This is a genomic window from Photobacterium minamisatsumaniensis, assembly GCF_050336695.1.
Taxonomy (GTDB): Bacteria; Pseudomonadota; Gammaproteobacteria; order Enterobacterales; family Vibrionaceae; genus Photobacterium; species Photobacterium minamisatsumaniensis.
Genome location: NZ_JAKJSI010000100.1, coordinates 1 through 1,881 on the forward strand (window position 1 = coordinate 1; position 1,881 = coordinate 1,881).

The 1,881-nt window shown below is 42.7% G+C and carries 1 protein-coding gene; it reads left to right on the plus strand.

Annotated elements, in window-relative coordinates; all coding sequences use genetic code 11:
- The coding region (locus L4D78_RS28165) for a GIY-YIG nuclease family protein (RefSeq protein ID WP_428469984.1) at window positions 1-668 on the plus strand (668 nt) is incomplete at its 5' end.
- Between the last annotated feature and the right edge of the window lie 1,213 nt (window positions 669-1,881).

Consider the following 1,881-nt stretch of genomic DNA (forward strand, 5'->3'; position numbering starts at 1 on the left):
GCGTTAGCACTCAAGAGGAAATCTGTAGGATCATGAAGAAAGTATGTGTTCGCCCTGATGGCAAGTATGTTTGTGATTTTCTTGAAGGTGATGCTGTTCGGTACACTTCGGAACCATATGAAACTGCTGACGAGGCCATTGAAGAAACTTCTAAATGGTATCTATGGGCTAAGACATTGCCAAATGGTAAAGCTGACTCGATATACTACATTATTGAAGTTCCTGAAACATGGTCAGGACCACATGATCTAAAAAACCTATTTTCGGGTTTACGCGTTAAAATTGGTCGTAGCAACAATCCATTAAAAAGACTCTCAAATCTACAAACTGGTTGCAGCGGAGAATTGATAATTTGTGCTCTTGAGCCGGGACATAGCAAGAAAGAGTCTGAGCTACATAAGCTCTTTTCCAAAGAACGGCGACAAGGTGAGTGGTTTGTTTGTACCCCCAAATTATTCGAACATCTTAAAGAGGTGTTAACTAAGAACACAATGTTGCCACCTGAGCATCGCTGTAAACTCGAAAACGTAATAGAACGTGCATACATCTATTCTTCAGTAAGGGATGTTTTTGGCGGTGCTCCTGATATTGTCAATCCATCACTGGATGAAGATTGGTCGGGCTCGGTATTTGTTGATTTGGTCAATGGTCCTCATAAGTTGGGGTAGAGTGCTAACAAAGGCATTAAGGTGACACGTTACACTCGGCGGTTTTGGTCTGGAGTTTAGTGCGCTTGGTTGGTTCAGTGTTGGTGCACCTTATGTCAAGCGTTATATGCCAATTTTTCTTATGGTTTAGGTCTGTTTGCCGCTGGTTGTTTTGTGGTTTCAATGTGGGTCGCAATGCAGTAAAAATTGTTCTGTGAAATGGTGCGGTTAAGCTTAATCTCATGCCAATATTCATTGGTATAAATAGCTTTCTCTCTCTCAAATTCATGAATCCGCACTGTTGAATTTGGTGCTGTTTCGCTATGATTTCAGTGTTTACTAAGTTGCTGAAATAACTCTGCTAAGTAAGGTAATCAATTGTTGGTAGCGTGGTGCTCGCGGTTACAGTCAGCATTGTGAGCTTGGGGTTGTTCACCTGTTGTCTCGGTGGGGCGGCCAAGCCGCTTTAAGTTCAGTGCTCATATAACAAGCTGTGTAAGTTGACCCTTAACACGTGGCATTTTTAGTATGAATCAGCTTTTGTGATTATGGGGCAATGTTTGGGTTTAGGGGCGGGCAACTTCACAAGGGCGTTATATGCCATATTTTCTTACGGTTTAGGTGCCATTGCCGTTGGTTGTTTTGTGGTTTCAATGTGGGTCGCAATGCAGTGAAAATCGTTCCGTGAATCGGTGCGGTTTGCTTTAGTCCCATGGCAATATTCATTGGTATAAATAGCATTGTCTCTCTCAAATTCATGAATTCGCACTGTTGAGTATGGTGTCGGTTCGCTATGATTCCAGCGTTTACTAAGTTGCTGAAATTACACTGCCAAGTATGGTTTCAATCGTTGGTAGATTGGTGTTTGCGGTTACAGTCAGCATCGTGAGTTTGGGTTTTTTCAGATGTTGCCTCGGTGGGGCGGCCAAGCCGCTTTGATTTCAGTTTTCATATAACAAACTGTGCAAGTTGACCCTTTACACGTGGCATTTTTAGTCTGAATTGGCTTTTGTGATTACGGTGTACTGTTTGGGTTTAGGGGCGGGCAACTTCACAAGGGCGTTAGCACTCAAGAGGAAATCTGTAGGATCATGAAGAAAGTATGTGTTCGCCCTGATGGCAAGTATGTTTGTGATTTTCTTGAAGGTGATGCTGTTCGGTACACTTCGGAACCATATGAAACTGCTGACGAGGCCATTGAAGAAACTTCTAAATGGTATCTATGGGCTAAGAC